28 protein-coding genes and 1 pseudogene are annotated in these 25,925 nt (G+C 64.5%); 21 read left to right on the top strand and 8 right to left on the bottom strand.

What is annotated here, in order from left to right; genetic code table 11:
- Nucleotides 1-7 precede the first annotated feature (7 nt).
- From QYR03_RS10745 to QYR03_RS10785, 9 genes and pseudogenes are all read left to right on the top strand, one after another.
- Entirely contained in the window at nucleotides 8-988 is a 981-nt protein-coding gene (locus QYR03_RS10745) for a PhoH family protein (RefSeq protein ID WP_301712855.1), read from the top strand.
- A complete protein-coding gene (gene ybeY / locus QYR03_RS10750; protein ID WP_301712854.1) occupies nucleotides 985-1,554 on the top strand; it encodes an rRNA maturation RNase YbeY in 570 nt (189 codons plus the stop codon). Before QYR03_RS10745 ends, ybeY begins: the two co-directional genes overlap by 4 nt.
- Nucleotides 1,555-2,892 carry a hemolysin family protein gene (locus QYR03_RS10755; RefSeq protein WP_259851139.1) on the top strand — a complete coding sequence of 446 codons (1,338 nt, stop codon included), beginning with the start codon at nucleotides 1,555-1,557 and terminating at the stop codon, nucleotides 2,890-2,892. It begins immediately after the preceding gene.
- Between the two features lie 4 nt (nucleotides 2,893-2,896).
- Nucleotides 2,897-3,748 carry a pyridoxal kinase PdxY gene (pdxY, locus tag QYR03_RS10760; RefSeq protein WP_259851137.1) on the top strand — a complete coding sequence of 284 codons (852 nt, stop codon included), beginning with the start codon at nucleotides 2,897-2,899 and terminating at the stop codon, nucleotides 3,746-3,748.
- A 56-nt stretch (nucleotides 3,749-3,804) separates the two neighbouring features.
- Nucleotides 3,805-4,506: pseudogene (gene pdxY, locus QYR03_RS10765) on the top strand (pyridoxal kinase); the annotation flags it as partial.
- Between the two features lie 75 nt (nucleotides 4,507-4,581).
- Nucleotides 4,582-5,517, top strand: coding sequence for a GTPase Era (gene era, locus QYR03_RS10770; RefSeq protein ID WP_301712906.1), 936 nt, complete (start codon nucleotides 4,582-4,584; stop codon nucleotides 5,515-5,517).
- Nucleotides 5,507-6,244 (top strand): DNA repair protein RecO, encoded by a 738-nt coding sequence (gene recO, locus QYR03_RS10775; RefSeq protein WP_259851135.1) that lies wholly within the window; start codon nucleotides 5,507-5,509, stop codon nucleotides 6,242-6,244. Before era ends, recO begins: the two co-directional genes overlap by 11 nt.
- Nucleotides 6,244-6,984: an isoprenyl transferase gene (locus QYR03_RS10780; RefSeq protein WP_259851134.1), complete on the top strand. Its 741-nt coding sequence runs from the start codon at nucleotides 6,244-6,246 to the stop codon at nucleotides 6,982-6,984. Before recO ends, QYR03_RS10780 begins: the two co-directional genes overlap by 1 nt.
- Complete coding sequence (locus QYR03_RS10785; RefSeq protein ID WP_259851133.1) at nucleotides 6,981-8,075, top strand: VIT1/CCC1 transporter family protein; 1,095 nt, start codon at nucleotides 6,981-6,983, stop codon at nucleotides 8,073-8,075. Before QYR03_RS10780 ends, QYR03_RS10785 begins: the two co-directional genes overlap by 4 nt.
- On the opposite strand, the gene QYR03_RS10790 is transcribed toward QYR03_RS10785, so the two are convergent.
- Together QYR03_RS10790 and QYR03_RS10795 are read right to left on the bottom strand one after the other, a co-directional pair.
- On the bottom strand, nucleotides 8,072-8,497 hold the full coding sequence (locus QYR03_RS10790; RefSeq protein ID WP_259851132.1) for a Fur family transcriptional regulator: 426 nt from the start codon (nucleotides 8,495-8,497) through the stop codon (nucleotides 8,072-8,074). The genes QYR03_RS10785 and QYR03_RS10790 overlap by 4 nt on opposite strands.
- A gap of 17 nt (nucleotides 8,498-8,514) precedes the next feature.
- Complete coding sequence (locus tag QYR03_RS10795; protein ID WP_259851131.1) at nucleotides 8,515-8,982, bottom strand: helix-turn-helix transcriptional regulator; 468 nt, start codon at nucleotides 8,980-8,982, stop codon at nucleotides 8,515-8,517.
- A 239-nt stretch (nucleotides 8,983-9,221) separates the two neighbouring features.
- On the opposite strand from QYR03_RS10795, the gene QYR03_RS10800 reads away from it, so the two are divergent.
- The 3 genes from QYR03_RS10800 to QYR03_RS10810 are packed head-to-tail and all read left to right on the top strand — an operon-like array spanning nucleotide 9,222 to nucleotide 11,579.
- Nucleotides 9,222-10,604 (top strand): glycine--tRNA ligase, encoded by a 1,383-nt coding sequence (locus QYR03_RS10800; protein ID WP_259851130.1) that lies wholly within the window; start codon nucleotides 9,222-9,224, stop codon nucleotides 10,602-10,604.
- 12 nt (nucleotides 10,605-10,616) lie between these two features.
- The gene (locus QYR03_RS10805) at nucleotides 10,617-11,135 is read left to right on the top strand and encodes a hypothetical protein (protein WP_301712853.1); all 519 of its coding nucleotides are present in this window, start codon (nucleotides 10,617-10,619) and stop codon (nucleotides 11,133-11,135) included.
- Nucleotides 11,136-11,138: 3 nt separating this feature from the next.
- Entirely contained in the window at nucleotides 11,139-11,579 is a 441-nt protein-coding gene (locus QYR03_RS10810; RefSeq protein WP_259851126.1) for a hypothetical protein, read from the top strand.
- A 6-nt stretch (nucleotides 11,580-11,585) separates the two neighbouring features.
- Here QYR03_RS10810 and QYR03_RS10815 read toward each other — a convergent pair whose 3' ends face one another.
- Entirely contained in the window at nucleotides 11,586-13,577 is a 1,992-nt protein-coding gene (locus QYR03_RS10815) for a TPM domain-containing protein (protein ID WP_301712852.1), read from the bottom strand.
- A gap of 71 nt (nucleotides 13,578-13,648) precedes the next feature.
- Here QYR03_RS10815 and QYR03_RS10820 point away from each other — a divergent pair, with 71 nt between their 5' ends.
- Nucleotides 13,649-14,914, top strand: a complete 1,266-nt coding sequence (locus QYR03_RS10820; protein ID WP_301712851.1) for a deoxyguanosinetriphosphate triphosphohydrolase — start codon at nucleotides 13,649-13,651, stop codon at nucleotides 14,912-14,914.
- A 1-nt stretch (nucleotide 14,915) separates the two neighbouring features.
- On the opposite strand, the gene QYR03_RS10825 is transcribed toward QYR03_RS10820, so the two are convergent.
- From QYR03_RS10825 to QYR03_RS10835, 3 genes are all read right to left on the bottom strand, one after another.
- Nucleotides 14,916-15,671 carry a hypothetical protein gene (locus QYR03_RS10825; protein WP_301978660.1) on the bottom strand — a complete coding sequence of 252 codons (756 nt, stop codon included), beginning with the start codon at nucleotides 15,669-15,671 and terminating at the stop codon, nucleotides 14,916-14,918.
- Between the two features lie 391 nt (nucleotides 15,672-16,062).
- On the bottom strand, nucleotides 16,063-16,383 hold the full coding sequence (locus tag QYR03_RS10830) for a hypothetical protein (RefSeq protein WP_301712849.1): 321 nt from the start codon (nucleotides 16,381-16,383) through the stop codon (nucleotides 16,063-16,065).
- Nucleotides 16,383-16,814 carry a ribonuclease domain-containing protein gene (locus QYR03_RS10835; protein ID WP_259851116.1) on the bottom strand — a complete coding sequence of 144 codons (432 nt, stop codon included), beginning with the start codon at nucleotides 16,812-16,814 and terminating at the stop codon, nucleotides 16,383-16,385. The genes QYR03_RS10830 and QYR03_RS10835 overlap by 1 nt, the downstream gene beginning before the upstream one ends.
- A 40-nt stretch (nucleotides 16,815-16,854) precedes the next feature.
- Between QYR03_RS10835 and dnaG the strand changes: the two genes are divergently transcribed.
- On the top strand, nucleotides 16,855-18,756 hold the full coding sequence (gene dnaG / locus QYR03_RS10840) for a DNA primase (protein WP_301712848.1): 1,902 nt from the start codon (nucleotides 16,855-16,857) through the stop codon (nucleotides 18,754-18,756).
- A 20-nt stretch (nucleotides 18,757-18,776) separates the two neighbouring features.
- Nucleotides 18,777-19,391, top strand: coding sequence for a MazG nucleotide pyrophosphohydrolase domain-containing protein (locus QYR03_RS10845; protein WP_259851112.1), 615 nt, complete (start codon nucleotides 18,777-18,779; stop codon nucleotides 19,389-19,391).
- A gap of 372 nt (nucleotides 19,392-19,763) precedes the next feature.
- Here the strand turns inward: QYR03_RS10845 and QYR03_RS10850 are convergent, their stop codons facing one another.
- Entirely contained in the window at nucleotides 19,764-20,204 is a 441-nt protein-coding gene (locus tag QYR03_RS10850) for a hypothetical protein (protein ID WP_259851111.1), read from the bottom strand.
- A 237-nt stretch (nucleotides 20,205-20,441) separates the two neighbouring features.
- Between QYR03_RS10850 and QYR03_RS10855 the strand changes: the two genes are divergently transcribed.
- The gene (locus QYR03_RS10855) at nucleotides 20,442-21,182 is read left to right on the top strand and encodes a lytic transglycosylase domain-containing protein (protein ID WP_301712905.1); all 741 of its coding nucleotides are present in this window, start codon (nucleotides 20,442-20,444) and stop codon (nucleotides 21,180-21,182) included.
- Between the two features lie 259 nt (nucleotides 21,183-21,441).
- Complete coding sequence (locus QYR03_RS10860; protein ID WP_301712847.1) at nucleotides 21,442-21,642, top strand: hypothetical protein; 201 nt, start codon at nucleotides 21,442-21,444, stop codon at nucleotides 21,640-21,642.
- A 72-nt stretch (nucleotides 21,643-21,714) separates the two neighbouring features.
- Here the strand turns inward: QYR03_RS10860 and QYR03_RS10865 are convergent, their stop codons facing one another.
- Nucleotides 21,715-22,353, bottom strand: coding sequence for a hypothetical protein (locus QYR03_RS10865; RefSeq protein WP_301712846.1), 639 nt, complete (start codon nucleotides 22,351-22,353; stop codon nucleotides 21,715-21,717).
- A gap of 138 nt (nucleotides 22,354-22,491) precedes the next feature.
- Between QYR03_RS10865 and eno the strand changes: the two genes are divergently transcribed.
- Genes eno through QYR03_RS10885 form a run of 4 tightly spaced genes read left to right on the top strand, consistent with a single transcriptional unit; the run spans nucleotide 22,492 to nucleotide 25,919 of the window.
- Nucleotides 22,492-23,769, top strand: a complete 1,278-nt coding sequence (eno, locus tag QYR03_RS10870) for a phosphopyruvate hydratase (protein WP_259851107.1) — start codon at nucleotides 22,492-22,494, stop codon at nucleotides 23,767-23,769.
- A 59-nt stretch (nucleotides 23,770-23,828) separates the two neighbouring features.
- Nucleotides 23,829-24,410 (top strand): septum formation initiator family protein, encoded by a 582-nt coding sequence (locus QYR03_RS10875; RefSeq protein WP_301712845.1) that lies wholly within the window; start codon nucleotides 23,829-23,831, stop codon nucleotides 24,408-24,410.
- A gap of 16 nt (nucleotides 24,411-24,426) precedes the next feature.
- A complete protein-coding gene (locus QYR03_RS10880) occupies nucleotides 24,427-24,984 on the top strand; it encodes a DUF501 domain-containing protein (protein ID WP_301712844.1) in 558 nt (185 codons plus the stop codon).
- Nucleotides 24,981-25,919 carry a Ppx/GppA phosphatase family protein gene (locus QYR03_RS10885; protein WP_301712843.1) on the top strand — a complete coding sequence of 313 codons (939 nt, stop codon included), beginning with the start codon at nucleotides 24,981-24,983 and terminating at the stop codon, nucleotides 25,917-25,919. The genes QYR03_RS10880 and QYR03_RS10885 overlap by 4 nt, the downstream gene beginning before the upstream one ends.
- Nucleotides 25,920-25,925 lie beyond the last annotated feature (6 nt).

Raw genomic sequence — 25,925 nt, forward strand, 5'->3', positions numbered from 1 at the left:
GAACCGCATGGCAGAACTCGTCTCCAGCTCCTACGAGCTCGACCCGGAACTCGCCCAGGCTGTTTTGGGCATCACCGACGGGAATCTGCGCGCCCTCAACGAGATTCTGGGCATCGACCTCTTCGCCCGCGGCGGCTCCGTGATGCTGCGCGGGCCGGTGGACAAGGTCGCACACGGGGCGCGGGTGCTCTCCGAGCTCGAGGCGATGGCGCGCCGCGGCATCGTGATCACGTCCGACGCGGTGAAGCACGCGGTGGACATCATGGCCACGGACATGCCCGAATCCGTGGCGGAAATCCTCGGCCAGGAGATCGTCGCGCGCCGGGGCAAGATCATCCGCCCAAAGACGGCGGGGCAGCGCGAGTACGTCGACGCGATCGACGACAACACGATTGTTTTCGGCATCGGCCCGGCAGGGTCCGGCAAGACATATCTCGCTGTGGCGAAAGCGGTCCAAGCGTTGCAGGCCAAAGAGGTCAAGCGCATCATTCTCACCCGTCCGGCTGTGGAGGCGGGGGAGAAGCTCGGATTCCTTCCGGGCACGCTGAACGACAAGATCGACCCGTATTTGCGGCCGCTCTACGACGCGCTGCGGGACATGCTCGACCCGGAGATGATCCCGAAGCTCATGGAGGCCGGCATCATCGAGGTGGCGCCGCTCGCGTACATGCGCGGACGAACGCTGAACGACGCATTCGTCATTCTCGACGAGGCGCAGAACACCACCCCGGCGCAGATGAAGATGTTCCTCACTCGTTTGGGTTTTGGCTCCAAGATGGTGGTCACGGGCGATATTTCGCAGGTGGACCTGCCGCGCGGTGTGATCTCGGGGTTGCGGGTGGCCAGCCGGATCCTCAAGGACGTCGAGGACATCCACTTCCAGGAATTCGGCGCAAACGACGTGGTGCGCCACCAGCTTGTCGGCCGCATTGTCGCTGCTTACGATCGGTACGACGCACAACGAGCAGATAAGGGAGAGCAACAGTGAGCATCGAGGTCCTCAACGAGTCGGGCGAGGCAGACATCAACGAGGAGATGCTTGTCGACGTCGCCTCCTACGCCCTGACCGCGATGGATGTGCACCCCGACACTGAGGTGACCATCACGTGCGTGGACACGGACACAATGGCGGACCTGCACGTCCGCTGGATGGACCTGCCCGGCCCAACCGACGTGATGAGCTTCCCTATGGACGAGCTCACCCCCGGCTCGGGGCGACCGGACGCACCTGCCCCGGGACCGGCGATGCTGGGGGACATCATCCTGTGTCCCGCCTATGACCGGAAGCAGGCGGACGCGGCGGGGCACAGCCTCGGCCACGAGATGGCGCTGCTGACCGTCCACGGCTGCCTGCACCTGCTCGGCTACGATCACGCGACCCCGGCGGACGAGCGCGAAATGTTCGCGCTGCAGAACGAGATCTTGGCCGACTGGTACGACGATCTCTCAGCCCGCGGGGTGGAGTTCCAGCCGAAACCGGACGGCAAGCACGCCTTCCCGTCGGCGGCGGACCGTGAGGAGCTTGACGGGCTCGTCGAGAAGCGGGGCGAATAAGTGGATCTGTGGGTGACCTACCTGCTCATCTCGCTGGTGTCCCTGCTGGGGGCGGGCGTGATGAAAATGCTCGAGTCCGCGCTCGTGCCCATCTCGCGCGCCCGGGTGGAATCGATGGCGAAGGACGATGTCGGCGGCGCTGCGTCGCTGCTGCGCGTCGTGGACGCGCGGTCGAACCATCTGGGCCTGCTGGCGCTGATCCAGACGGTGCTGGACACGCTCGCCGCTGTGTTCGCCCTGCTGACCGCCTTGGACCTGATTCCGCAGCGCGGCTGGGCGATCACGGTGGCGATCATCGTGGTTACGCTCATGCGCTTCGGCATCATCGGCGTGATCGCGCGGCGTGCGGGCAAGCTCAATCCGTACTCGATCTCTCTGCGCGCGGCGCAGATCCTCACCGTCGTCTATGCCGTGTTGGGGCCGGTGTCGAAGCTGCTGATCTGGATCGGCAACCTCGTCACCCCCGGTGAGGAATCGCTGGAGAACCCGTACGCCACCGACGTGGAACTGCGCGAGGCGGTGGACATCGCGCAGGAACAAGGCGTGGTGGAGACTGTCGAGCACCGCATGATCCAGAATATTTTCGACCTGGCCACCACTCATGCGCGGCAGGTGATGGTGCCGCGCCCGGAAATGGTGTGGATCGAGGCGGAGAAGACCTCCGGCCAGGCGGCGAACCTGATGATCCGCTCCGGCCATTCCCGCGTGCCTGTGATCGGAGAGAGCGTCGACGACATTGTCGGCGTGATCTACTTGAAGGACATCGTGGAGCGCACCTACAACCGCACCGACGGCGGCAGCGGCGTCGCCGTGTCCGACATCATGCGCGAACCGAAATTCGTCCCCGACTCCAAGCCGCTGGATGATTTGCTCGCGGAGATGCAGCGGGACCAGACGCACATCGCGGTGCTTGTCGACGAGTACGGCGGGATCGCCGGGCTGATGACAATGGAGGACATCCTCGAGGAGATCGTCGGTGAGATCGCGGACGAGTACGACGCCGACGAGGAAGCGCCGATCGAGCCGGTCGAGGAACGGACATACCGCGCGCAGGCGCGGCTTCCGCTCGATGACCTGGTCGATTACCTCGAGGACGAACTCGACTACGACCTCGAATTCGACGAGGAAATCACCGACAACGTGGAGACGGTGGCCGGGCTGCTGTCGTATGAATTGGGGCGCGTGCCGCTGCCGGGCTCGTATGTGGAAGTCGACGGGTTGCGCTACACCGCGGAAGGCGGTCACGATCGCCGCGGGCGCGTGAAGGTGCGTACCGTGCTCATCGACGTCCCGGAGCAGCCCCGTGAACAGGACAGGTACCACGACGGTGCACAATAGGTGCATGAAGAACGTTCTCTCCATCCAGTCGGCGGTCGCCTACGGCCATGTCGGGAATTCGGCGGCGGTGTTTCCGCTCCAGCGGATCGGGCATGAAGTGTGGCCGGTCTACACCGTGAATTTCTCCAACCACACCGGCTACGGATCGTGGAAAGGGCCGATGATTCCGGCGGAGGACGTGCGCGAGGTCATCGCGGGGATCGACGACCGCGGAGCCCTCAAGGATGTCGACGTGGTCCTTTCCGGCTACCAGGGCGGCGACGACATCGCCGAGGTGATCGTGGACACCGTCGCGCGTGTGAAGGAGCTGAACCCTAAGGCCGTCTACGCGTGCGACCCGGTGATGGGCAACGCGAAATCCGGCTGCCACGTCTCGGACAATATTCCGCCGCTGCTGCGCGACAAAGTCGTGCCGGTCGCCGACATTATTTCCCCGAACCAGTTCGAACTGGGCTACCTGACCGGGGTTGAGTGCTCCGGACTCGACTCGACGCTCAAGGCGGTCGAGGAGGCGCAGCGCATGGGGCCAGAGACTGTTCTGGTCACCTCCGTGGAGCGGCCTGACCAGCCAGCGGACGTGCTCGAAATGATCGCGGTGGACCAGCATGGCGCGTGGATCGTGCAGACACCGCGGCTGCCGTTCAAGCGCAACGGCTCCGGGGATGTCGCGAGCGCACTGTTCACCGGCCACTACATGGAATCGGGCGACGCGGCGGATGCGCTGGCGAAGACGGCGAGCAGTGTGTTCGACCTGCTGGAAGCCACCTACAAAGCGGATGCGCCGGAGCTGCTCCTGGTGGAGTCGCAGGAGTTCTACGCGAACCCGCGCATGCAGTTCGAGGTCACCGCGCTGTGAATATCCTCTCCATCCAGTCGGCGGTCTCGTACGGGCACGTGGGCAATTCCGGCGCCGTGTTCCCGATGCAGCGTCTCGGCCACGAGGTGTGGCCGGTGCACACCGTCAATTTCTCCAACCACACCGAATACCCGTCGTGGCGCGGCCCGAAAATCGCGCCGCGAGATGTCGCCGATGTGCTCGACGGAATGTGCTCCGCCTACCCGCTCGTGGACGTGGTTCTGACCGGCTACCTGGGATCCTCTGCGTTGGCGTCTGTCATCGTCGGAGCGGTGGGGGAGATCAAGCGGGCGAACCCGGAAGCGGAGTGGGTGTGCGACCCAGTGATCGGCAACGCCAAAGTCGGTTCGTTCGTCGACGACGACATTCCGGCGATCTTCAAAGAGGAGATCATCCCGCTGGCCGACGCCATCTGCCCGAACCAGTGGGAGCTGGCGCTGCTCACCGGCAGGGAGCTGAACAGCATCGGGGAAACGGTCGATGCCGCCCGGGCGCTGAAGAGCAGGGCCCTGATCACCAGCGTGGACACGGGGAACCCTGAGACGATCGGCATGCTAGACATCTCCGAGGAGGGAGCCTGGTACGTGGAAACACCGCGCATCGGGGGAAACGTCGTCGGCGCCGGCGATCTCGCCGCCGCGATGTACACCGCGCTCATCGACGAGGCTCCAGCCGATCGTCTCGAGCACATCGCCGCGTCCCTATACGGCATGGTCGTGGCCGCGCAGAAAACGACCCGGCTGGACAACAGCTTCGCCGGGTTGCCGTTGGTGGAGCGGCAGGACCTCATCGTGGCACCGGAAGACAGTTTCAGTGCCGTACCATCAGCAGGCATGGACCACCTTTCCCAGTTCACCGACACCCCGGAGGGCTTCCGCTCCGGATTCGTCAGCTTCGTCGGCCGCCCTAACACGGGCAAATCGACGCTGACGAATGCTCTGGTGGGCGAGAAGATCGCCATCATGGCCGACCAGCCGGAGACCACCCGCCACCCGATCCGCGGCATCGTCAACCGCGACGACGCGCAGATCGTCGTTGTGGACACGCCCGGCCTGCACCGCCCGCGCACGCTGCTGGGCGAACGCCTCAACGAGGTGGTCAAGGACACTTTCGCGGACGTGGACGTGATCGGACTGACCATTCCCGCGAACGAGAAGATCGGTCCCGGCGACCGCTGGATCCTCGACGCGGTGCTGAAGACGAAGCCGGGCACCCCGATTGTCGGCATCGTGACCAAGCTCGACCGCGCCGGGAAGGACCAAGTGGGCGAGCAGCTGGTGCGGCTGCACGACATGCTGGTGGAGGCCACCGGCAGCGAGAACGTCGATGTCGTGCCCGTGTCCGCGACTGAGGATGTCCAGCTGGACGTGCTTCTCGACGTGTTGGCTTCCCACCTGCCGGAAGGGCCCCGTTTCTACCCGGAGGGGCACGTCACCGACGAGGACACCGAGACGCGCATCGCCGAGCTGATCCGCGAAGAGGCGCTGCGCGGCTTGCGCGACGAACTGCCGCACTCCGTGGCGGTGCAGGTGGACGAGATCATCAACGAAGGCGGCCGCGCCAAGATCTACGCGGTGATCTACCTCGAACGTCCGGGCCAGAAAGCGATCATCGAGGGCCGGGACGGCCGGCGCCTGTCCGGTATCGTGCAGCGCTCGCGCAAGCAGATCATGGAGCTGGTCGGCCAGAATGTCTATTTGGACCTGCGCATCAAAGTGCTGAAGAACTGGCAGTCTGACCCGAAGCATTTGGGGCGCCTTGGCTTCTAGACCCAGCTTCCGCGACCGCGCCTTCGTCGTGCGCACCTACGACTTCGGCGAAGCCGACCGCGTCGTCGTGCTGCTCACAGAAAACCACGGTCTCGTCCGGGCCGTAGCGAAAGGCGTGCGGAAGACGAAGAGCCGTTTCGGTTCGAGAGTGCAGCCGTTCGTGGACATCGACGTGCAGCTCTACCCGGGCCGCAACCTGGCCACCATCACACAGGCCGACACCGTCGCGTACTACGGGCGCGGCATCATCGAGGACTTCGACCGCTACACCGCCGCCTGCGCCGTGCTGGAGGCGGCGGAGAAGCTCAGCTACGCCGACGAGGCGGATTCCTTCCTGTTCGCGGAAGTGGGAACAGCGCTCGAGGCTCTGCAGGACACGGATTTCCCCACACTGGTGCTCGACGCATTCATCCTGCGGGCCACCGCGCATGCCGGCTGGGGGCTGAGCCTGTTCGATTGCGCCCAGTGCGGCCGCCCGGGGCCGCACCACGCCTTCCACCCGGCCGTCGGCGGGGCGGCGTGCGTGCACTGCCGTCCGCCTGGCTCCTTCGATGTCCAGGAGGACACCCTGCACATCATGTGGCTGCTCGCCGGGGGCTACCGCGGCGCGGCGGAGCAGAAGCTGACTGAGACGACGGCAATTCAGGTGCACCGGCTATCCACCGCCCACCTGCAGTTCAATGTGGAATCGGCCGTGTCTTCGCTGAAGATCATGGAGCAGGCATAATGGGCGGGGTGAGCACCATCCCCGATATCCCCTGCGAGTTCATTCCCCGACACATTGCCATGGTCATGGACGGCAACGGCCGTTGGGCGCAGGAACGCGGCATGCCGCGCACCGAAGGCCACCGTGTCGGCGAGAAGGTGCTGATGAACATGGTCGACGCGGCTATTGAGCTCGGCGGGGTCGAATGGCTCTCCGCCTACACGTTCTCCACGGAGAATTGGCGGCGCAGCGCGGAGGAAGTCCGCTTCCTCATGGGCTTTTCCCGGGACATCATGCGTGCAGAGCGCGACCAGCTGCACGAGAAGAATGTGCGCATCGTGTGGGTGGGCCGGCGCCCGCGCCTGTGGCGCTCGGTCATCCGTGAGCTGGAAGCGGCCGAGGAACTGACCAAGAACAACACGGGCCTGACGCTCGCTATGTGCATCAATTACGGCGGCAGGGCCGAGCTTGTCGACGCCGCGCGTTCGCTCGTCCAGGCGGCCTCCCGCGGGGAGATCAAGGCGGGCCAGATCAACGAGAAGACGCTCGCCGAGTTCCTGTACCGCCCTGATATGCCGGACGTGGATTTGTTCCTCCGCCCGTCGGGTGAGCAGCGCACCTCGAATTTCCTGCTGTGGCAGTCGGCGTACGCGGAGATGGTGTACCGGGACATCCTCTGGCCAGATTTCACTGCCGATGATTTGTACGATGCGGTGCTGGAATACGCCAAGCGCGACCGCAGGTTCGGAGGTGTGAAATGACAGGGACCGCACCGGTGCAGCAACCCACCCGCAGCCAAATCCGCAAGTGGCGCCAGTACTTGGCCAACGAGCGGGCTGAGGCGGCCACCTACCGCGAGCTGGCGAAGAAGCGGGAGGGGGATGAGCGCGAGATCCTCGAGGAGATCGCTGAAGCGGAATCGCGCCACGAGAAATACTGGCGCGACAAGCTCGGCCCGGAAGTGGGAATGCCCATCAAGCCGGACCTGCACACGCGCTTCATGTCGTTCATGGCGCGCAATGTGTCGCCCGTTTTCGCCCTGGCCTTGATGCAGACCTCGGAGCAGCGTTCCCCGTACCTCGACGACGAGGACGCCTCCGACGAGATCGCGGCGGATGAGGCGATGCATGCGGAGGTCGTCCGCGCGCTGGCCTCTCAAGGCCGGGAGAAGCTCTCCGGGTCCTTCCGTGCGGCAGTCTTCGGCGCGAATGACGGTCTGGTCTCCAACGTCGCGCTCGTGCTCGGCGTGATGGGTTCCGGAGTGTCCTCGAATTTCATCTTGCTCACCGGCATTTCCGGTCTGCTAGCGGGCGCCCTGTCGATGGCGGCGGGCGAGTACGTCTCGGTGAAATCGCAGGCGGAGCTTCTCGACGCATCGACGCCCGCCCCCGAGGCCCGCGACCTGCTGCCGAAACTGGACGTGAACCAGAACGAGCTCGCCTTGGTCTACCGCGCACGCGGGATGAGCGCCGAAGAAGCCGACACCCAGGCGAAGAACGTGTTCTGGTCCATGATGACGGGGCACCAGCACCACCACGTCGAGGACGGGTTGGAACCGGAGGACACCGATGCCAGCGGCGCTTGGTCGGCGGCGATCGCGTCGTTCGTCTTCTTCGCCACCGGCGCTTTCATCCCGATCATCCCGTTCCTGTTCGGCGCCAGCCCGCGCCTAGGTGCGATCGTGGCGTTGATTCTCGTGTCCGGGGCGTTGCTGATCACCGGTGGAATCACTGGGCTGCTCTCCGGAAAGAAACCTGCGCTGAGGGCGTTCAGGCAGCTGGTGATCGGACTCGGTGCTGCTTTGGTGACGTACCTGCTCGGCGCGCTCTTCGGCTCGGTGGTGGGCGCTTAACGCTTCCTGCAGGTCCCGCAGACACCGAAGATCTCGGCGTCGTGGCCGCTGAGCTCGAAGCCGTATTTCTCGGCGGTTTGCTTCGCCCATTCTTCGACTGGGCCGCCGTCGATCTCCTCGCTCCGTCCGCAGTTCGTGCACACCAGGTGGTGGTGGTGACGGTCAGTCAAGCAATGACGGTAGAGGGTCTCGCCGGTGTCGGAGTTGAGCGCGTCGACTGCGCCGACCTCGGTGAGTGTCTGCAACGTGCGGTAGACTGTGGTCAGGCCGACCTTCTGGCCGCGGTCGGTGAGTTCCCGGTGGATGGACTGGGCCGAAGCGAATCGGTCGATTTCCTGGAGCACGTCGACGACGGCGCTGCGCTGGCGCGTGTTGCGCGCTCCGATTTTCGGGGTCTCGTTCCTTGCCGGGCGGGTAGTCATGCCCTCCACCATATTGCTTATGAGTGTGGAGGTGCAGAGGTGTCCGGTGCAAGACCCGGATCGGTTTCTGGAGTGCAGTCCGGCAGGGGCCCGAATGCGGCGGCCGCGCCTGCGCTGTTCGAGGCGTCGATGAAGTCCGGGGAGGGTTTCCGGCGGGCAGCGAGCTCGTCCTCCGGTGCCTCATCAGCGCGTTCCGTGAGCAAGGAGATGGATTCGAGGGTGGGGATGATGCCGGGGACGGCGAGCCGGTACACCACCTCGCGGCCGGAGCGGGTGGCCTCCACGAGGCCCGCGTTCTTGAGCACCCGCAAATGCTGGCTCACGAGCGGCTGGGACTTGTCCAGGATGCGCACGAGTTCGTGCACGACGTGATCGCGGGTGTTCAGCAGAAGAAGAACATGCAGGCGCAAGGGAGAGTCGAGTGCGCTGATGACCTCCGCGGTACGGCTCAATTTGTCCGCGGGCCACGTCGTGGGGTCGCTCATCTTCCTCGTCGTCTCCAGGTGTGCAGAAAACTTAGATTGTCGCTTTAGTTTAATAAGAAGGTGTCCTAGTTTTCAGCTAGGCCCCAGAAAAAACGGGATGATCGCTTGTTTTTTGAGGAAAGAAAGACGCTTTGCTTTGCCGCTGGCCGCCACGCCTGTGTTTCCGGCGACCGGCTACACTTGTTCCCGTTGACGTAACGAACGAGTTACCCGAGTTATTCAGGAGAGTTGAACTACCCATGGCTTCGACCGTGATCGATACCGTTGTGAACCTGTGTAAGCGCCGCGGCTTGGTGTACCCAGCCGGTGAGATTTACGGCGGCACCCGGTCCGCATGGGATTACGGTCCGCTGGGAGTGGAGCTGAAAGAGAACCTAAAGCGCCAGTGGTGGAAGCACATGGTCCAGTCGCGCAACGATGTCGTCGGCGTGGACACCTCCATCATCCTCCCGCGCCAGGTGTGGGTCGCCTCCGGCCACGTCGATGTGTTCACCGACCCGCTGGTTGAGTCCCTGTACACCCACAAGCGCTACCGCGCCGACCACCTGCTCGAGGCGTACGAAGAGAAGCACGGCCACCCGCCGGCAAACGGCCTGGCCGACATCAACGACCCGGAGACCGGCCAGCCGGGCAACTGGACGGAGCCGCGCGAATTCTCCGGCCTGATGAAGACGTACCTGGGTCCAGTCGACGACAAGGAAGGCCTGCACTACATGCGCCCGGAGACGGCGCAGGGCATCTTCGTGAACTTCAAGAACGTCATGACCTCGGCGCGTATGAAGCCGCCGTTCGGCATCGCGAACACCGGCAAGTCTTTCCGCAATGAGATCACGCCGGGCAACTTCATCTTCCGCACTCGTGAGTTCGAGCAGATGGAGATGGAATTCTTCGTCAAGCCGGGCGAGGACGAGAAGTGGCACCAGTACTGGATCGACGACCGCCACCAGTGGTACATTGACCTGGGCATCAACCCGGACAACCTGCGTCTCTACGAGCACCCGCAGGAGAAGCTGTCGCACTACTCCAAGCGCACCGTGGACATCGAGTACGCCTTCGGCTTCCAGGGCTCCAAGTGGGGCGAGCTGGAGGGCGTGGCTAACCGCACCGACTACGACCTGAAAACCCACGCGGAGGGCTCCGGCGAGGACTTGAGCTTCTTCGACCAGGAGACCAACGAGCGCTGGATCCCGTACTGCATCGAGCCAGCTGCCGGTCTCGGCCGCGCGATGATGGCTTTTCTTATCGACGCCTACCACGAGGACGAGGCCCCGAACGCCAAGGGCGGCGTGGACAAGCGCGTCGTGCTCAAGCTCGACCGACGTCTCGCACCGGTGAAGGTGGCTGTGCTCCCGCTGTCCAAGAAGCCGGAGCTGTCCGGCCCGGCGCAGGAGCTGGCGGACACGCTGCGCCAGCACTGGAATGTCGACTACGACACTTCCGGCGCCATCGGTCGCCGCTACCGCCGCCAGGACGAGATTGGCACCCCGTTCTGCGTCACCTACGACTTCGACTCGCTGGAGGACGGCGCTGTGACCGTACGCGAGCGCGACACCATGGAGCAGGAGCGCGTCAAGATCGATGAGCTTGAGTCCTACCTGGCCGCACGCTTGATCGGCTGCTAGGGGCAAAAGACCATGCACTACGTCAGCTGGGACCGCGCGGACCGCGAAGCCCCCGTCCTGCTCGTCGAGGAAGGGCCGGCCGCGTTGGCGAAGTTCACGCACGCGAACGCCGAGCTCACGTCGGGCGAGGTGTGGGAGCTGGTGACCACCCCGGAAGGTGGCGCCGTGGCTCAGCAGGACGGCCGCGAGGTCGTCCGCGCGGAGGGCTCCCTGCGCCGCGACAAGCAGATCCCGGTCACCGTTGAGGGCCGCCGCTACGTGCTCGTTGCGGAGACGTCCAAGAACTGGATCATCGACGACGCGAACGGGGAGAAGATCGGCCAATTCACCTCCGATCACAACGGTGTGCGGCGTTCCATCCTCGAATTCGAGGGAGAAACGGCGCTGAACCCGGTCGACGTCATCGCCCTCGCCTGGGTCAGCCGCCTCGTGCTGGAGGCGCGGAAGATGATCAACTCGACCGCGTTGATCGGCTTCCTGGTCTTCCTCAGCGTGTTCATCGTTCTCGTCTGGCTCATCGGGCCGAGGTAGAACATGGCGGGTGCGGTGAAAGCAGTGTGGGAAAAAGCGGCTCTCGTCGCTGAGAGCGGCACAGTCATCGCCGCAGTCACCGCCGGGAACGAACTGGTGGCAGACGGAACAAAGATTTCCGTCTCCCACACAGCCGGCGCGCTGCGCTGGGAAGTCTCCGGCGCAGCGGCGGAGGAAGACTTCCAGATCCGCATGCGCGGGCTGGGCACAGGCACGCTGACCGCGCAATGCGGCCCGCGCCGCTACACCGCGCAGCGTGACGGCACCTTCAGCACGAAACGGTCCATCGTCAACGAAGAGGGGGAGCTCGTCGCACGCACCGCGCCCCGCAACGGGACAGAACTGCACGTCGAGCTTTACGACGCAGCCCCCGTCGCCGACCTCGCCTTCATCACCTGGGCGCTGACCCTCATGGACACACCAGGGCGCAGGACGAAGATCTAGCCGGGGCTAGAAGCTGCCGCCGCGGCCGTCCATGCCGCCGGCGAACCCGCCTCCGCCACCGCCACCACCGCTGAAGCCGCCGCCTCCGCCGCCAAAGCCGCCGCCGAAACCACCCCCGCCGGAGAGCAGTGAGCCCCAGATGATGGCGTTGGCCATACTGTTCATCGACTGGTTGGTCTGCTGGCGGCGGTAGTGGTTGATATCGCCCTCCGCGCTGCTCACCGCTTGGCGGGCGGTGTTGGTGGCGCTGCGCGCGGAATCAATCGCGCCGCGGGTGTCCTTGACACGGTTGTTCTGGGCTTCCGCGTACTGGCGGCCGGCCTCCGCCAACAGCGCGCGTGCCTGGGAGCCGATGATCCGGCCGTGGGACTGGATGAGGTCCTGGGCGCCCTGAATCTGCGCCGCCGCGACCTGGAGCTGCTGGTCGAGGATCTGGAGCTGGCGCTGCTGATCGCTGGCGGCGCCGCGGGCGGTGTCAATCTCGGCGTCGATATCCGCGTCCAGCTCCGTCAACTCCGTGTACAGGGCGAGGGGATCGGTCTGCTCGCGGTTGCCCATGGCGCCGAGCTCCCTGCGAGCACGGTCGGCGACGGCATCGAGGGCGGTGACGTCGATACGCGCGCCCGTGCTGCGCTCGGCCTTGAGCCGCTCAATATCGTCGAGCTCGTCCTTGATCTCCTGGACTAGGGCGGGCAGGTTGGTGCGCGCCGTCTGGATATTTGTGTCCGCGTGCTCGATCGACGCGAGATTCGTGTCCGCGACATCGACGGCGTGCTTCGCGGCGCGCAACACATCCACGAGAGCGCCCTGCTTGCCCGCCGGCTGGCCGGCGAGACTGCGCGCCTCCTCGATCTGCCGCTCGGCCTCGTCGATGGATTCGGAAGCGATGTCCGTGTTGTGGCTGATGGACTCCAGAAGCTGCTCTGAATAGCGGGACCGCAAATCCTCGAGCGTGCTGCGCGCGGGCTCAATGCGGGCGCGCAGGTCGACCGTGCGCTGGAAAATTCCGTCGATCTCGCTGTCGGCGCGCATGAGCACATTGCGCATGTCCTGAAACTCCTGGCTCTTGTCCCGCAGAGCCTGCTCCGCCTTGCCACAGGAGGAAATGATGTCGATGAGCATGGCACGCTTATCGGGCTCGGTCTCCGGGATCGAGTCGTAGAGCCGGTGGTGGGTCGTGAACGCGCGCTGAAGCGCGGACGTCGCCTCGTTCATCGCGGCCGTGAACGGGCGGACGCGCTCAGCACCGAACTCGGCGTTGGCGACCTGGAGCTCCTCCTTGCCCACGCGGATCGACTCGTCGGTGTCCACCAGAGCATCCTGGGCGAGCTGTTCCAGGGTGTGCGTGGGCAGACGGCCCAGGGACTCGGTGTCGCCTGGGGCCAGCTCGCGTGCCGACGACAGCTGCTCCTCATCCCGCTTCCTGTTCCGGTTCCGGCCGTAGAGCCAGAAGCCGCCGCCGGCGAGCGCCGCCGCGCCCACACCGCCGGCGACGAATGCCGCACCCTCACCGTCGGAGGAGCCGTTGACAGCGTTGATGGCGTCCAGGCCCGCCGCCCCGTAGTTCTTGTTCGTCAACTGGCTGTACGCCGCGTCGGACATCTTGTCTACGTCGCCAGCCGCCCACTGGGAACCGGCGTTGACGTTGTACTTGCCCTCCTCAGGCGAAATCGCGATCACCGCGGTATTAGGGCCTTTGTCCGTGACAGCCTCGCGCACCCACGTCGCCGGGTCCTCGCCGCCGAAGGATGACAGGTACACCACATACGCGTTGAGCTTCTTCGACTCCTTCAGCTTCGCGATGGCGTCCTCGATCTCCGCCTTCTCCCCGCCAGAGAGCACGCCAGCCTCGTCGACGACGTTGTCCTTCAGCTCAGTCGGAGCCATCTGCGTCAGCACAGAATCTGTCACAGCCAACGCCTGGGGAGCGGCGGACAAAGCGACGCCGCCGGCGAGCAGCGGGGCGGCCAGGGCAATACGGAGATAGCGCGGAGTCATGGGCACAAGAGTACCCGTGGGCGCGTGGTAGCCGTGGGTTTACGCGATTCCCGTCTAGGCTCGATGGCGCTATGACGTACCAGTATGATTCGGCGGATCTCGCCCGCCGCGTGGTGGAGGGGGAGAAGGGCTCCCAACTCACCCGCATGCAGGAGCACCGCGATGCTTTCGCCCGCGACCGCGCCCGCGTGCTGCACTCGGCGGCGCTGCGTCGCCTAGCGGACAAAACCCAGGTTGTCGGGCCGCGCGACGGAGACACCCCGCGCACCCGCCTGACGCACTCGCTGGAAGTCGCCCAAATTTCCCGCAGTATCGGCATGGGACTGGGACTCAATCCCGACCTATGCGAAATGGCCGGCCTCACCCACGACATCGGGCACCCGCCGTACGGGCACAACGGGGAGGTGGCGCTCGACGAGCTCGCCGCCGGCTGCGGCGGCTTCGAAGGCAACGCCCAGACCCTGCGCATTCTGTCCCGCCTCGAGCCGAAAGTCCTGGACGGCGGGCAGTCCTTCGGCCTCAACCTCACCCGGGCGGCACTCGACGCCGCGTGCAAATACCCGCGCACACGCACCAACCCGGACGGGACGATCAGCCGGAAATACGGGGCCTACGACGAAGACGCCGAGGTTCTGGCGTGGCTCCGTGAGGGGCACACGGACGATCTGCCGCCGATGGAAGCGCAGGTGATGGACTGCTCCGACGACATCGCCTACAGCGTCCATGACGTGGAGGACGGAATCGTCTCCGGCCGCGTCGACCTCAAGGTGCTGTGGGACCTCGTCGAGCTGGCCGCGCTCGCAGCTAAAGGGGCGGCGGCGTTCGGGGGAACGGCAGACGAGCTTATCGACGCCGCCGCCCGCCTCCGCTCCCTCCCCATCGTCTGCGCCGCCGCGGATTTCGACTTCTCGCTCACCGGCTACGTCACCTTGAAGAAGATGACCTCCGAGCTGGTCGGACGCTACGTTGCCGCCGTTATCACCGCGACGAAGGAGGCCAATCCGTTCCCCGTCGGACGCATGCACGGCGAACTGGTCGTCCCGCCGGAGGCGGAGGCAGAAGTACGGCTACTCAAGACTGTGGCTGTGCTCTACGTCATGGACATGCCATCCCATATCGCGCGGCAGGACCGGCAGCGCAGCCGCATCGTGCGCGTCTACGACTACCTGAATGCCGGCGCTCCCGGAGCTTTGGACACCATGTTCGCCGCCTGGTGGCACGAAGCCGACTCGGAAGCAGCCCGCCAGCGCGTGATCATCGATCAGATTGCCTCCATGACCGAGTCCCGCCTCGAGCGCACGGCGAAAAAGACCGCTTCCTTGGACGGGTACCTCTAGGTCAGAATGAAAGGTCCCGGCGACGTAGCCGCCGTGCCCCGAGCACCTCACCTACGAACCCCTCCGGGTCGGCCTCGATTTCCCGGGTAGTGAAGTGGAGCTTGCGGTATCCGCGCGCCGCAGCCCACCGGTCGCGCTTCCGCAGGTTCCGGGCAAGCATCCGCCCGTGCGGTTCTTCTTCGAGCTCACGGAACAGTGGGTCCTCGTCGACCGCGATGACTAAGTCATTGCCGGCTAGGAGAACGGCGTGCCCCATTTCATCGAGTTCGCAGTTGATGCGGACCCGGACAGGGGAGTCGAGAAGAAGCGAATACGCGAGCAGGTACCGGTAGGACTTCAGCTCCTTGGCGGTGTGCGGAAGCGACGCGGCCATCCGCTTCCGGTTCGGGTGAAGCGGCCCTTCGAAATCCCGTGCATAAGCAGAAATCCCCTCCGCCGTCAGTCCGCGCTCGAGCAACCAGCCCGCCGCGAGCCACGCATTCGAATTCTGCCGCAGCCGGCACATATCCAGGTACGTCCGCAGCGGATCCGTCACGCGCACGCCGTCGAGCTCCTCGATTTCCTCCTCCCGGAGCTTCATGGACTTGAACCGCACACCATGGGGCAGCATGCTTTTCGACGGCTGGTACCCCGACGGCAGTGCAAACAACACCGAGTGGTCCTTCGGCGGGATGAACCACATGCCCCATTGCGCGGCCGCCCAGGGGCCGACTAACACCGCCTTCCGCGATTCCTGCGAGGCTGCGGCTCCCCGCACCACCAACTGGCGTCTCAGGCCGAGGCTGCGGAACCACTCGGCCGCGACTGCGCTGGTCGGCGAGATCTGGCGGAGATTAGGGGGAAGGTTCCCTGTACCCTTTCGTGAAACCTGAATCCGTTCGCGGATAAACCTCTGGCGAATCTCCCGAACGTCCTGTTTAGCAAAGCTTTCCCAATCCCGACCCCCAGCCATGTCTCCTGTTTACCCCGGATGAATTCAGGATTCTCTCCAAAACCCGATAAAAGGACCGATATTGCGCACTGAAATGCGCAATATCGGCCCGTTTTCACCTTCTGGAATCAGGTTTTAGGCAACGGTGCTGATGCACTACCCAGGGTGCTCTGTTTCTCAGAGAGCGGAAAGGGGAAGGACAGCGGGCAGGTGCGCTCTACATGTGTGTCAGTGCCACGCCTTCGCAGGTGAACACGTGTAGAAGTTGGTCGCCGAGATCCCTGGGTACGCGCCAATCCGTGACGATGACTCGATCCACCCGCGTTTCGCGCAGAAGGTCGGCGAGGGCATCGAGGTTACGCGGCACCGGACGGGTCGGGGTGTTCTCCTCCACTTCTCGGGAGTCGTAGACGGCGTCGATGATCGCGGTTCCGAGGTCCTCGACTGAGTGGATGGGCCGAGTGACGCACACAGTGTTCGCAGTGTTCGCAGAGGTCGCGGTGTTCTCGGTGTTCTCGGTGTTCGCGGGAGTGCTCATTACTTGACATCCATTTCGCAGAACGACTCGTAGTGGTCGTCTGTGTAGTAGTACACGTCCGGGTCGGTCTCGGTGCCTCCGCCGGTGACGATGCGGCGTTCCCCGCGGTGCTTCAGGCCCGGGGTGGGAACGGTGTACTCCCGGTAGTAGTCGGAGTCCTCCTCCGGGAGAACGCGCTCGTAATTGCCGAAGTGGGCACCATCGTTCTGGGGGTAGGTGAAGGGGCCGTTGGAGTGGATGTCGTCGATAAGCTCTGTTGCTTCTTGCGGAACCGACGTGCACGCGCTGATGCCGTCCGTTGCTTGCGGGGCGCTGGCGGTCTCCGGATCGTGCAGGATGGTGTAGACGATTGACACCAAAGTGATGAGCCCGACGATGAGAATCAAAGGCAGAGCCACCGAATGGCTCGAACTGTCTCCTTCAGTAGACATGCGTTCATTTTAAACACACGCGCGCGGTAGGATGTGCGCCATGGCTAGGGGCAGAATTCCGGATAGTGATATCGAGGCTATTCGCGAGCGCGCCAACATCGCCGACATTGTGGGGGAGTACGTCCAGCTCAAACCCGCCGGGCACGACTCGCTGAAGGGGCTGTCCCCGTTCAAGGACGAGAAGACGCCGTCCTTCCACGTGCGCCCCGCGCGCGGCTATTACCACTGCTTTTCCACGGGAAAAGGCGGCGACGTCTTCTCCTTCATGATGGAGATGGAGCAGCTCAGCTTCCCCGAGGCCGTCGAAGCGGTGGCCGAGGAGATCGGCTACCACATTAATTACCAGGGCGGATCCACGGGCGCGCGCGACGTCAAACCCGGTACCCGCGCGCGACTGCTCGCCGCGAATAAGGCCGCGCACGAGTTTTACCGCGACAAGCTCGAGCAGCCGGAAGCCGAAGTGGGGCGTCGTTTTCTGCTCGACCGCGGCTTCGATAAGGAGATCATCCACCACTTCGAATGCGGGTACGCGCCCGACGGGTGGGACACAATGACAAAGCACTTGCTCCGCAAGGGCTTCGATGTCCAGGAGCTTATCGATGCCGGTTTGTCCACGATGGGGCGCCGCGGGCCCATCGACAAGTTCCGTCGCCGTCTCCTGTGGCCCATCAAGGACGTGGCCGGCAACGTCATCGGTTTCGGTGCCCGCAAGCTTTTCGATGACGACACCATGGGCAAGTACATGAACACCTCGGACACGATGCTGTACCACAAGTCAAAGGTGCTGTTCGGCCTGGATCTGGCCAAGAAGAATATCGCCCAGGGCCACCAGTGCGTCGTGGTGGAGGGTTACACGGACGTGATGGCCATGCACGCCGCCGGTGTGACCACCGCGGTGGCATCGTGCGGCACCGCCTTCGGCAAGGACCACATGAGCATCATCCGCCGCCTGATGCTGGACGACAATTACTTCCGCGGCGAGTTGATCTACACCTTCGACGGCGACGAGGCTGGGCAGAAAGCCGCCATGCGTGCTTTCGAGGGCGACCAGCAGTTCACCGGCCAGTCCTTTGTTTCCGTCGCTCCCGACGGCATGGACCCCTGCGACCTGCGTATGGCCAAGGGCGATTCCGCCGTGCGCGACCTTGTGGCCTCCCGGGTTCCCATGTTCGAGTTCGTCATCGAATCTCTGCTCCAGGATTACTCCCTGGACACCCCCGAGGGCCGCCTGCAGGCTTTGCGCCGCACCGTTCCCGTCGTCGCCCAGATCCGCGACACCCCGCTGCAGACCGAGTACGCCCGCCAGCTCGCCGGTTGGGTCGGCTGGCCTGATCCGAGCGAGGTGATCCGGCAGGTCCGTAAGGAGGCCAAGAACCCCAAGCTGGTCAAACGGACCGTCTGGGAGGGCACTTCCACCACGGCGAACCAGCCCGCTCCTAACCAGCCCGCCTTCGAGCTGCCCAACCCCGACGACCCGATGCTGTGGGCCCAGCGGGAGGCGCTCAAGGTGGCCCTTCAATATCCGGAGGCTGCCGGCAGCTACTTCGACGGCATCAACCCCGACGCGTTCACCCACCCCGCCTACCGCGCTGTCCGCGACGCCATGGGCAGAGCTGGCGGCACGTCGAATTCCGCCGCAATCGGGGCCGGCACCTGGATCTCCCACGTCGCCGACGAGATGCTCGATCCCACCGGCCGCACTTTCGTGTCCGAGCTCGCCGTCGAGGAGATCCTCGCCGAGGACCCCGCCTCCTACGCTGACTCTGTCCTTTCCCGCCTGCAGGAAGTCCGCGTGGGCAACCAGATCGCCCAGCTGAAGTCTCAGCTGCAGCGTATGCGCCCCAGCGACGACGAGATGGCCTACAACGCTTTGTTCTCCGACCTGGTCGCTCTCGAGCAGGCGCGGCGGGAGCTCAATGACCGGGCGTTCAGGGGCAACTGAGAGACACTAGTATCTAGCCCATGACCATCCTCGTCCTGGACTCCCGCTGGCCCGACATGATCCCGCTGGCCGCCGCCACGAGCCTCGAAGGCCCCGTCGTCTACACCGACGAGGTGCCGGTCTCCGTCCGCTGGAACCTCGGGGATATCAGCACGACGGAGTCTGCGACGGGGACGCTGGTCACGACCGATCCTGATGACGTGGAGGTGCGCACACGCATCGCGGCGGGGGAGAAGGTCATTGAGGCTCCGTCGCTAAGCGACCCGCTCCACCAAGCCCAGCAGGTCATGCGCACTGCCCGTACCCGCGGTGAGTGGGAGATGGCGCAGACGCACGAGACGCTCATTGAGTACCTCGAGCAGGAAACGCATGAGTTTATCGACGCCATCCGCAACCACCACCCCGACACCGCCCTCAAGAAAGAGCTCTCCGACCTCCTTCTCCAGGTCCTCTTCCACGCTGAGATCGCGTCCCGCCGCGGCGCCTTCACTTTCCCGGATGTCGCCCAAGCCTTCGTGGACAAGATGCGCAACCGCGCCCCCTACTTCTTCGACGGCTCCACCGGCACCGTCCCGGTCGACGAACAGGACCGCCTGTGGGCGGAGGGGAAGCGGCGGGAAAAGAAAAATTCGTAGTAGAGGGGCCTGTTCGACCTCTCGGTCGTGGAAGGGGCTTGGCAGGAGCCGCTGACGGTCATGGTTAAGTTTGGGATACGCCTTGAAGTTATCGAGCCCGCTCCGGTAATCAGGAAATCTAAAAAAGTGCGGTTTTTCAGGGATCGTTCACGACTTGTACCTGATGGTCCGCGGCAAACTCTGAACCAGGTCATAACCAAAGTGCTTGAAGGGATGGATCCAATCAACGGTGAGGTAGGCCCGAGTAAGGATGGAAATCCGTGCTTCACCGCTTAGGGGGCGGGGCCCTCTCTTTACTGCCTCCGATTCTTCGAATGATGGGATGAAGTTGGCCCAATTGCGGGTCAGCGCCTACGCCGTTTAGCAAGCGCCTTAGAAGCGGCTCACGTTCGGCGCGATAGCCGGCAGCACGTTGCGCAGCTCGGGCAGGCCGGCCTGGGAGGAGAGCTCCGAGGCGAAGTCGATGGCCTGGGACTGCGGGGTGACGGGGTCGGGCTTGACCACGCCGCACTGGAGGGCGCGGTTGCCAATGGCGTTGACGGTGGGGGCGCCGAGGAGGGCGAAGGCCGGGTCGGTGCCGATCTTGCTGTTGAGGGTGGCGGTCAGCTGGGAGCGGGTGGTGTCCTGGCCGACGAGCTTGGCGCCGCGCAGTAGGGTGCCCACGCTGTTGCAGTCGAGGTTGGCGATGTTGCCGTTGAGGGCGCTGACGAGGGCGAGGGTGTTGTTCTGTGCGTCGGCTTGGTTGGAGGAGATGACGCCGGTGGTGGCGACGGCGGCCAGTGCGGTGGCGATGGCAGCGGTGCGGAAACGCATGGTGGGGGAGTCCTTTCGGGCTGTTTGCATGGGGATGCGCGAATCTGGTTTTCCAGACGAACGTTGATACTACAGTGACTGTAGTGAAAGTTGTGGCTTAAAGGCGAATTTCCGTGGGGAAGAATGGGTCCGCGGGGGCGGGCGGTAAAGTGAGCGATCGTGAACCCGTCTCGTAGAAACCCAGGGCGCCCGCGCAACGCCGCGGGCTGCGGGTGCGGGGGAGCGCTGATCATCGTGATGGCGATCGTGCTAATCATTTCGCTGCTGATGTGGCTATTCAGCATTCTCGACGCGCCGCTCAGCACGAAGAAGCGGGCACCCGTTCCGGCGGATGTGCCCCCGGCAGCGGCGGTGAGCCCGCCAGACATTGACGTGCATGGGCCCGGGCGCACCGCGGATCAGCTCGCGAACTGGGCGGCACCGATCGCGGAAAGCATCGATATCTCACCGCAGGCGGTGCGGGCTTACGGCAACGCGGAACTCATCGCGCGGGAAGCGTGGCCCGGGTGCAACCTGCACTGGAACACGCTCGCGGGGCTCGGCTGGGTGGAAACGCGCCACGGCACCTACACCGGCAAGATCGCGTCGGGCGCTCGGCTTGACGACGCTGGCCGCCCCACTCCACCCATCATCGGTCCGGCGCTGGATGGCGATGGTTTCGCGCATGTCCCCGACACTGACGGTGGTGAGCACGACAACGACGCCGAGTACGACCGGGCTGTCGGGCCGATGCAGTTCATTCCCGAGTCCTGGGCGCGCTACGGCCGGGACGCGGACGGCGACGGTTACGCCGACCCCCAGCAGATTGACGACGCGGCGCTCGGAGCGGCGAATCTGCTGTGTGCCGGGGGCCGCGACCTGGATACGCCGGAGGACTGGCAGGAGGCGATTCTCGGGTACAACCAGTCGAACGATTACGTGATCAGGGTGCGTGACGCGGCGGCAAACTACGCGCTTGGCCAGCCGGCGCATAGGTAGAAAAGGCTTGGCTCGGGGCTAGGTTTGGAGCTGGGTGGGTGAGCCTGGCCTGAGGATTTGGGGACGGTTGCCGGGGCTCAATCGTCGGGAGAATCTGAGTGCCTCTTCGGTCCGTGCATTCAAAAAGAACTTGAAGCGATTCTTCGCGAAGCCGAGAAACGAGGCTGGATAAGTCTGTCCACGTTTCGTCTTCGAACCCTAACTATTCTCGCGAACTTGTGAAGCAGTTGAAGAGGGTGACCTGCTGGGAGGAGAGGTCATGACAAGCATCATCTCTATCGAACAACGTTGCCAGCGGCCGAAGTGCAGCAACGAGAGTTTTGATGACTTCTTGGACTGTGGTTTAGACAAGTTTTACGAAATCGGAGTCGAAGCTGACTACTTGGCTGACCTGGATACTCTTCGGGTTGAGTGGATGATCTCTGTCGACGAGGAGGGGTCTGGGGTGCCCGCTTTATAAGTTATTCCTGGCCGCGTGAAAAGGCCTTCTCCTGGGAGGGGAGAGAGGCCTTCATTTCAAGAGATTTTCTGCTTAGATGCTGGAGCCAGCCGGCAGGTTCGCGTTGACCTGCGCGCGGTATGCGTTGATCTGGTTCTTGAGCTGTGCCTGGGCGGCAGAGGACATTTGGGCCGGGTTGCCGATGGCCTGGTTGACCTGGTTGACGATCTGGTTGACCGGGTTGGCCGGAAGTGCCGGTCCCGGTGCCGACGGGCGTGCCGGGGCGGGAACGCCCGGGAGGCGGTTGGACGGGGCCGGCGCGTTGTTTCCGCCGTTGCCGGTCTTGACCAGGCCGCACGCGACGGCGCGGTCCGCGACCTTGTTGATGGTGCCGCCAGCGGCGGCGCGCAGGGCCGGCTTGGATGCGAGCTCGGCGTTGGCCATGTTCACCAAGTCGGTGCGGGTGGTGTTGGCGTTCACGCGGCCGGTCTTGTCCAGCTGCTTCTTCAGGTCGGGGCAGGAGATGGTGTCGGCCTGCGCGGCGACTTTCATGAGGTTCTTAAAGTTGGCGGTCTGGGACTGTGCCGGCGCGGCAGCGAAGAGTCCGGCGGAAACGACGAGGGCGGCGGCAGCGGCCGCGGTTTTGGCGGGGGTGAAACGCATAGTCGGTCCTTCCTTGGCGGGCGGGCTGGGGTCTTTGAACGCGCTAAGGCCTAGCAGAGTGAAACGCATGGGGCGGAAGTGTCGCATAGTGCATATGTGTCTTTGCTGAGGTGTTAGCCCCGACTGGCGCCGAAGGCTCTGACCGGCAGGCCGATTTTCTGGAACAATTGAGGGCGCAAAGGCTACTTCGATGCAAGGAGAATTTCAGTGGCTGACATCATGCTGACGTACGCCCGCGAGATCCTGGATTCCCGCGGTAATCCCACGGTCGAGGTCGAGGTCTTCCTCGACGATGGCTCCCACGGTCTCGCCGCCGTTCCGTCCGGCGCTTCGACCGGTGAACACGAGGCGCACGAACTCCGCGACGGCGATGACCGCTACGCAGGCAAGGGCGTCCTGAACGCTGTCCGCAACGTCAACGAGACCATTGCCGATGCCATCGCCGGCATCGAGGCTGATGATCAGCGTGTGCTGGACGCCACCATGATCGAGGCCGACGGCACCGACAACAAGAAGAACCTCGGCGCTAACGCAATCCTGGGTGTCTCCATGGCAGCGGCGAAGGCTGCTGCTGATTCTGCCGGCCTGCCGCTCTACCGCTACATCGGCGGCCCGAACGCGCACGTCCTTCCGGTGCCGATGATGAACATCCTCAACGGCGGCGCGCACGCCGACTCGGGTGTGGATGTCCAGGAGTTCATGATCGCCCCGATCGGCGCTGAGACCTTCACCGAGGCGCTGCGCCAGGGTGCCGAGGTCTACCACGCGCTGAAGTCCGTCATCAAAGACAAGGGCCTGTCCACAGGACTTGGCGACGAGGGCGGCTTCGCCCCCTCCGTCGATTCCACCAAGGCGGCTCTCGACTTGATTGTGGAAGCCATCGAGAAGGCCGGCTACAAGCCGGGCACCGACATTGCTCTGGCTCTGGACGTCGCATCCTCCGAGTTCTTCGAGAACGGCTCCTATAACTTCGAGGGCGGCCAGCACTCCGCCGAGGAGATGGCGAAGGTCTACGCTGACCTGGTTGAGAACTACCCGATCGTGTCCATCGAGGACCCGCTGGACGAAAACGACTGGGAGGGCTACACCAAGCTCACCGCCGAAATCGGTGACAAGGTGCAGATCGTCGGTGACGACTTCTTTGTCACGAACCCGGAGCGCCTCGCACGCGGCATCGAGGAGAAGGCCGCCAACGCCCTGCTGGTCAAGGTCAACCAGATCGGCACCCTGACTGAGACTTTCGACGCTGTCGAACTCGCCCACCGCAATGGCTACCGCACGATGATGTCCCACCGTTCCGGCGAGACCGAGGACACGACCATCGCCGACCTGGCCGTGGCCCTGTCCTGCGGCCAGATCAAGACGGGTGCGCCGGCACGTTCCGAGCGCGTGGCCAAGTACAACCGCCTCATCCGCATCGAGGAGGAGCTCGGCCCGGCTGCGGTCTACGCCGGCCGTGACGCGTTCCCGCGCTTCAACAAGTAGCGGCACGTAGCGCGCCTTCCGCCCGCGGGTAGCGGGGCCACGTAGACTACACAGTCACTATGGCCACTTCTTCCGCACGAGGCGCTCTCCGAAGCGACACCAGCCCCCAGCACACCGGCATGCCCGGACGTGCTGGGGGCTCACGTCGTCGTCCGACGACGGTGCCCGTGGCCAGCCGCGACGCCGAGCGGGCCGCGAGGAAGCAGAAGCGCTCGCGCACAGACATGCTCAAAGGCGACATTGTCGGTGTCGCCGTCTTGATCACGGTCGTACTCGTCGTTCTCGTCGCGATCGCAGTTCCGCTGCGCAACTATTACACGGGTAAGGCCGAGATCGCGCGTCTCAACGAGTCGATCGCGGCGAAGCAAGAGGAAAAGGCCCAGCTTCAGGAGGATCTGGAGCGCTACAGCGACCCCGAGTACGCAAAGCAGGAGGCCCGTCGCCGGCTCAGCATGGTGGAGCCGGGGGAGACCGCGTGGCGCATCATCGACCCGCGCATGGAGGGTTCGACGATCACGAGCGAGCACGCGGAGGACCCTAACGCGGGTGCGCCGTGGAACGAGATCCTCTGGAATTCCTTGCGCGAGGTTCCCAAGGAAGAAGAGGCAGCTCCGCCCGAGGAGATCCCCGAACAGCAGTAGCCTGTCGTGTGCGACAATGAGCGTCATGCAGAAACCCACTGAGGAAGAGCTCGCCACCGTCGCTCGGCAACTCGGCCGCATTCCGCGCGGCGTGCTCGAGATCGCGTACACGACGCCAGACAAGCAACCGGCGGTAGTCACGACTGCACCCAAGCTTGACGACGGCACCCCGTTCCCCACCCTCTACTATCTCACCGATCCACGCCTCACCGCGGAAGCGTCCCGCCTCGAGGTCGCCCAGGTGATGAAGTGGATGGAAGCCCGGTTGGGCTCGGACACGAAGCTGAAGGCAGACTATGAGGTCGCGCACCGCCATTACCTGGACAAGCGCAATTCGATCGAGGACCTTGGCACTGATTTCTCTGGTGGCGGCATGCCGGATCGTGTGAAGTGCCTTCACGTCCTGATCGCGTACGCTCTCGCCGAGGGGCCGGGCCGCGTGCGCCTCGGCACGGAGGCGGTCGCTCTCGCCGCCGAGCACGGTAATCTGCGCGGGACGGCTATTCCCGCTGACTGGCCGGCACTCGCGGATCTCGGCATTTCACTCGAGGAAGCAGGGGAGGGGCTGGCATGACCCGCGTAGCAGCCGTTGACTGCGGCACCAACTCCATCCGCCTGCTCATCCACGACTCGGAAGCCGGCGAAATTTGCCGCGAGATGACTATCGTGCGTCTCGGTGAAGGTGTCGATGCCACAGGCCGTTTCACCCCGGACGCTATCGCCCGCACCCGCGACGCCCTTGCCGCTTATGCCGAGCGCATGGAGGCCGAAGGCGTGGAGGCTGTCCGCATGGTCGCCACTTCCGCGACCCGTGATGCCGCGAACCGCGACGAATTCTTCGGCATGACCCGCGAACTGCTCGGCCGGATCCAGCCCGGCGCCAACGCCGAGGTCATTTCCGGCGAGGAGGAGGCCGCCCTGTCTTTCCGCGGCGCCACCGCCGACCTTGCCGCCGACCGAGGCCCTTTCTGCGTCATCGACCTCGGCGGCGGCTCCACCGAAATCATGGTGGGCACCTCCGAGGAGATTCTCGGCGCTTACTCGACGCAGATGGGGTGCGTGCGGATCACCGAACGCTTCATGCGTACTGATCCGCCCACCGAGGCCGAGACCGCCGCCGCTCGCGAGTACATCGATGGGCAGATCGCCGCGGCTCTCGAAGTCGTGCCGTTGGGTGAGGCTGATACCTTCGTCGGCTGCGCGGGCACCTTCACCACTCTGAGCGCGATCGCGCAGGGGCTGGACTCCTACGACCCCGAGGCCATCCACTGCTCCGAGATCACATTCGGCGAGATGCGGGATGTCACCGCGCAGCTGCGGTGCCAGACGGCTGCGCAGCGCCTCGAAGATCCCGTCATGCACGCGGGGCGTGCCGACGTCATCGGCTCCGGCTCCACCGTCGTCGAACAGCTAATGACTGCCATCACGCGTGAGACTGGCGGTGCCGCTGAGTCCTTCGTCATCAGTGAGAAAGACATTCTCGACGGAATCGTCGCGGGCTTGCTCTAGCTCCGC

Source organism: Corynebacterium sp. P4-C1 (assembly GCF_030503595.1).
Taxonomy (GTDB): Bacteria; Actinomycetota; Actinomycetes; order Mycobacteriales; family Mycobacteriaceae; genus Corynebacterium.